Here is a 5295-nt window from a genome sequence, read left to right as displayed (position 1 = left end):
GAGCTTGGCGATTTCTGCGCTGTCATCGCCATGAAAGACCCCTCCGTCGATGTGGACAAGGAGACCGCCGGCACCGTGCAGAAGGCGCCGCAGTTCCTCGTCGTCGTGTATTCCAACGAAAAAGCGGGCAGGGACACCCTCGACCTTGCACCCTGGAAGAAACTCTGCCCCGGGGCGGAAGCCCTTCCCTTGCCGGGCAGCAGGAACCTCTTCGAGGCGAAACGGGACGGCGCCGACCTCTGGCAGTGGGTTGCCGGCGCCCTTAAGCCCGGCGTCGCCCCGGCGCCGGAGACGAAACCGAAGGACGTGGACGTAGCCGAGCCGGGTGCTGTGGCCGCCCTCATCCCCACTATCGACGTCAAGGCGATCGTCAAGAAGTTCGAGGACGAGCTGAAAAAGCAGATGAAGCCGAAGCTCGACCTTCTGGATGCGAAGAAGGCGGCAGGCCTCGATGTTCTCCGAAAGGAGCTCGGCAAGGCGGGAAAGAATCTCGATGAGATCATGAAACAGACGGCGCCGCCGCTCGCTGAAGGGGCAAACCCGTACCTTGCGGCTAAGGAGAAGTACGCCGGGCAGTTTGCGGCGCTTCGCAAGCATCTCGTCACCCAGGGTGCCATGACGGCCGATGTCGACGAGAAGCTGACCGAGGCCGAGAAGGCGGCTGAGGGGCTGCTCGCCGACTCCGCGAAGCGCTATGATGAAGGCAAGGCCCAGCTCGCCGCGGGCAAGAAAAAGCTTGAGGCCGGGCTGCCCGACTGGGCAAAGAAGATGCTCGGCAAGGCGGGTTTCGACCCCGACGGCCCCTCACCCCTCACGCCTCTGACCCGCGAAGAGGTGATCGAACGGCACGGCAAGGGTCTTCCCCTCTCGGGCAGGAACATGGCGGGCCTCGACCTGTCCGGCATCGACCTCACGGGTGCAGATCTCAGGACGGCCAACCTTCAGAAGGCAAACCTCAGCGGCAGCACCCTTGACAACGTGGACTTCGCCCAGGCTATCTGCAACGAGGCGGACCTCTCAAAGGCCTCCCTCAAGGGCGCAAAGATCGCCCGGGGCATCTTCCAGAAGGCGAAGTTCCCCGGTGCGGACCTGACGGGTGCGGACCTGACGCAGGCGGTCATGTCGGAGGCGGACCTGACGGGGGCCACCCTCACGGGGGCGGTCCTGGTCAAGACCCTCCTCGAGAAGGCCATACTGAAGAACGTCCGCGCTCCGGGCGCCTCGGCATCCAAGGTGTACCTCCTCTCCGCGGACCTGACGGGTGCGGACTTCTCCGGGGCAAACCTTGAGAAGGCGGTCTTCCTCAAGGCGAAACTGGACGGGGTCAACTTCTCGAAGAGCACGTTGAGCCAGGCCGCCTTTATCGAGGCAAAGGGAGAAAAACTGAATCTTTCCGGGTCGGATATGCACAATACGAGGATACTCCAGGGGTCGGTGATGACCGACAGCGACTTCACCAACACGAAGGGCGACAGGGCAAGCTTCATGAAGTCCGACCTTTCAGGCAGTGATTTCCGGGGATCCACCATGGAGGGAGCCCTCCTGCAGGAATGTGACCTCAGGGGAACGAACCTCTCCGGGGTTGCGGCAAAGGGAGCCCGGCTCACCAAGTCCAACATGAGTGATTCCGACCTTACAGAGATTAACCTCTTCCTCGGGTCCCTGCGCAAGTCAAAGCTCGTGAGGACCGACCTTCGCCAGGCGAACCTCTACGGGGCCGAATTCTACCGCACCGGCGTGGGTGAAACGAAGCTCGACGGCGCGAACCTGAAGATGACAAAGCTCCATAAGCGGGTGGACCTCCTGCCGGAGCCGCCGAAGGAGAAGAAGAAATAGACCTGTGGACGACATACGATGACGAGAGATGAACTTTTTCAGGCCATTGCCCGCGACGACACCATCGAGAACGTCGATCTTTCCGGGATGGACCTCTCCGGCCAGGACCTTTCGGGGGCCCGGTTCGAGGGCGTCGGTTTCAGGAACACCGACTTCAGGAGAGCCAGGATAGTCCGGACCGGTTTCAAGGGGTGCGATTTCACCGGCGCCATCATGGAGGGGGCGAGCCTTGCGCAGGTCCTCTGGATGGGGATGAACCTCTCGGGCGCAATACTCTCCCGGGCGAACCTTCAGAAGGCCGTCCTCACGGGGGCGGACCTGACAGGGGCGAGGCTCGCGGGGGCGGACCTGTCGCGGGCCGTCATGGACAACGCAAAACTCGACACGGCGGACCTGACAGGGGCGGACCTGTCGCGGGCGCTTTTCTACAAGGCGTCTCTCAAGGGAACGAACCTGACAGGGGCGGAGCTCTTCAAGTCCGTCTTCTATGAGGCGGACCTGACGGGGGCAACGCTTAAGGGCGCGAAGATCCACAAGACCTTCCTCCGTGACTGCAGCCTCGCCGGCCAGGACTTCAGTGGCGCCACCTTCACCATGACCCAGGCAGGCGGAGCCGACCTCAAGGGGTGCAATTTCACCGGGGCCGATATCACCATGTCCAACTTCATGAACGCCGACATGACTCAGGCGGTCCTCGACGGGGCCAACGGCGAACGAAGCGTTTTCATGGGCACGAACCTCTCCGGCGCGAGCCTCAGAAAATGTTATCTGGTGCAATCCTGTTTCGAGGGGGCGAACCTGAACGTCGCGGACCTTTCCGGCTGCAACCTGGAACAGGCCATTTTTACGAAGGCCATCTGCCGGGGAGCAAAGCTTTCCGGGGTTAACGCGACGTACGTGGATTTCTCCCACGCCGACCTTACTGCGGCGGATTTCACTTCGGCGACAATGAGCAGGGCAAAGATGCACCGCACGATAGAGGAACACACCATCTGGGACCGGTCGAACAGAAGCGCGGCGCTCGGGACCGACCCGGATCTGGCGGAGGCGGAAGGGTGAGAACAAAGGAGTGATGGGATGGGCAGGGGTGATAGGACCTATAGGACATATAAGACATATAGGACGCTATAGGACATATAAGACATATAGGACGCTATAGGACGTATAGGACGGGTAGAAATCATGAGAGGGATTAGATAGTGTAAATGTGGGCTAGGGAAATAGTTCGGGCCTTGTTTCCTATAGGTCTTATGTGTCCTATAGGTCCTATAAGTCCTATTGGTCCTATTATCCTATAAGTCCTATTCTGAACCACGAAAACACGGAGGTCTAGCATGGAACTGACAGCAACGAGAACAGAACTTCTTCAGCCGACGCTGGAGTATGGCACGGTAGCTGCCCCCTGCGAGGGGGGATTTATCGTTACGTCGGACCATGGTGTCATCGAGGCGTCGGTCGCGGTGAGCTGCCTTGTTACCCCTCAAGTGGGGGATATCGTTCTCTTTTCCCTCGACGAATCGGGTTCTTCCTATATCCTCTCCATCCTCGAGAGGCCCGAAGGGACCCGGAGGACCACCGAGTTGTCCTTTGACGGTGATCTCAGCATCCGGGTCGAGGGCGGCCGCATGTCTCTCGCGAGCGACGAGGTCCTGTCGCTCGCCTCGAGGGACTTCGAGCTCGCAGCTGAGAAGGGCAGGGTCACCATCGAAAGGGCCTCCTTCTTCGGGAGGCTCGTCGAAAACAACATCGAGAGGATAAAGGTCGTGGCCGAGGCGATGGATACCATCATACGCCGGGCCGTCCAGAGGTTCACATCGTCATATCGCTATGTGGAGGAACACGAGGAGGTCCAGTCCGCTTCCACGCGGATGATCATCGACGGCACCCTGACGATGCACACGAAGAACACGATGCACATCGCCGAGGGCCACGTAAAGATAGATGCCGAGCAGATACACCTGGCCTGAGAGGAGGCATTATGTTTCAGAATACCATGGGGGGCGGGATGAACCTGGGCTTTCCCGACGTCTGTCTCACGCCGACACCGGTGGGACCGATACCCATCCCCTATCCCAATATTTCAACGGGAGCCACATCAAACCCGGCAACAGCGGCGCTTACCGTGCTGTGTGATGGTATGCCCGCCCTCAACCAGATGTCGATGGGGACGATAAGCAACGGTGACAATGCCGGGGTGAACCTCGGGGTCGCGTCGGGCCTTGTCATGGGTCCCACCGAGTTTATTCTGGGCAGTTTCACCGTCCTCAAAGGCGGCACGCCGGCGCAGAGGATGACGAGCATCACGGGGCACAACGGCCTGTCCATGAACGCCCCGGGCGTCAGTCTCGCCCCGAGCCAGGTCGCCGTGCTTGTCCTGGGGTAGATGGAAAGCATCTTCATCAGCATCGCCAGCTACCGGGACAACGAGCTGGACAGGACGATCCGGGATTGCATGGTCAAGGCAGCCCATCCTGAACGGCTCGTGTTCGGCATCAACTGGCAGCATGACAGCCACGAGTTCTTCGAGCAGCTCTATGACCGCCGCTGCAGGGTTATCGACACGGACTACAGGGAATCGCGGGGGGCCTGCTGGGCGCGCCATGAGGCGCAGAAGCTCTATGCCGGCGAGGATTTCGTCCTCCAGATCGACAGTCACATGCGGTTCGTTCGCGATTGGGACAGGATCTGCGTCGACGGTGTGAGAAAGCTCCAGCAAAGGGGGAACAGGCGGGTCATCATCAGCAACCTCATGCCATCCTACGACCCCGACGACGACGGGAACCTCCCCCGGGCCTATCTCACCTACAGGATGGGCTCCTTCAACCAGGATGGCGCCATCGCGCTCAAGGCCTCCGTCGTGCAGAAGCCCCCATCCGAGGCTTTCAGCCGCGGTTTTTCCATCTCCGCCGCCTTCGTCTTCTCCATCGGCGACCTTTACCGGGAGGTCCCTATCGACCCCGATCTCTATTTTGACGGGGAGGAGATCTCCTACGCCGTGAGGGCCTACACCCACGGCTACGACATCTATCACTGCCACCACCCCATCGTCTACCATTATTATACAAGGAAGACGGACCGCAAGCACTGGGACGACCACGGTAACTGGGGGGAAAGGTCCTTGACGGCAAAGGCCAGAATGCGGACCCTGCTCATGCGGAGCGGCGAGGTCGCCGACCTCGGTCCTTACAGCCTCGGCACTATGCGCTCCATTGAGGAGTACGAGCGGCATTCCGGCGTCAATTTCCGGGAACGCACCGTGAAAGACCCCGCTGATGAGGGCTCTTTCCCTGTCACCAGGGACTGGATACGCTCCAAACTCTCCGCGGGCGGTATTGGCACGGCCCAGATCGACCCCTTTTCCTACTGCAACGCCCGGTGCTGGTACTGCCCGGTGCGCTACCACCCGCAGCCCGTCGAGGCGCGGCGGCACATGCCCATCGCCCTCTTTGAGAAGATCGT

General features: G+C 60.6%; 5 protein-coding genes. All 5 read left to right on the top strand.

Translation table 11 applies throughout. The annotated features are described in order from the left end of the window. Positions 1-1836: pentapeptide repeat-containing protein (locus GXX82_12135; GenBank protein NLT23787.1), on the top strand; the 1836-nt coding region annotated here is incomplete at its 5' end. A gap of 18 nt (positions 1837-1854) precedes the next feature. Further along, positions 1855-2895: a pentapeptide repeat-containing protein gene (locus GXX82_12130; GenBank protein ID NLT23786.1), complete on the top strand. Its 1041-nt coding sequence runs from the start codon at positions 1855-1857 to the stop codon at positions 2893-2895. Between the two features lie 275 nt (positions 2896-3170). Continuing rightward, a complete protein-coding gene (locus tag GXX82_12125; protein NLT23785.1) occupies positions 3171-3803 on the top strand; it encodes a DUF3540 domain-containing protein in 633 nt (210 codons plus the stop codon). An 11-nt stretch (positions 3804-3814) separates the two neighbouring features. Further along, a complete protein-coding gene (locus GXX82_12120; protein NLT23784.1) occupies positions 3815-4219 on the top strand; it encodes a DUF4150 domain-containing protein in 405 nt (134 codons plus the stop codon). Continuing rightward, a partial coding sequence (locus GXX82_12115) for a hypothetical protein (protein ID NLT23783.1) occupies positions 4220-5295 on the top strand: 1076 nt, incomplete at its 3' end.

Source organism: Syntrophorhabdus sp., from assembly GCA_012719415.1.
Taxonomy (GTDB): domain Bacteria; phylum Desulfobacterota; class Syntrophorhabdia; order Syntrophorhabdales; family Syntrophorhabdaceae; genus Delta-02.
This window is presented reverse-complemented; position numbering and strand designations above follow the sequence as displayed.